Raw genomic sequence first — 288 nt, 5'->3', positions numbered from 1 at the left:
TGGCTGTGCCGTTGAGGATACGTGAAACCGTGCTGGGCGATACACCCGCTTCACGCGCCACATCCAGCAGGGTTACCGGATCATTTTTTTTTTCTGACTTTTTCGACCACGCAATGCCTTCCATCTGGCTGAAGTGATTAATTGTTTGCTGAACTGTTTGCTGAGTTGTTTGCAAAACAGTTCACTGAAAAGCTTTTCATGAATCTAGCATAGCATGCTTTATTGACGATGAGCAGATAGAGCAGACCGATCTGCCTCCGATGAACCTGGCATATTTAAATTTGTTGT

The 288-nt window shown here is 45.1% G+C and carries 1 protein-coding gene; it reads right to left on the bottom strand.

From position 1 onward, the window contains the following. On the bottom strand, positions 1–124 hold a 124-nt coding region (locus ACO0LH_RS28610; RefSeq protein WP_422944544.1), incomplete at its 3' end, for a LacI family DNA-binding transcriptional regulator. Positions 125–288: the final 164 nt, after the last annotated feature.

The organism is Undibacterium sp. TJN19, from assembly GCF_049339485.1.
GTDB lineage: Bacteria > Pseudomonadota > Gammaproteobacteria > Burkholderiales > Burkholderiaceae_D > Undibacterium.
The sequence above is the reverse complement of the archived record's forward strand: the minus strand, read 5'-3'. Positions and strand labels throughout refer to the sequence as shown.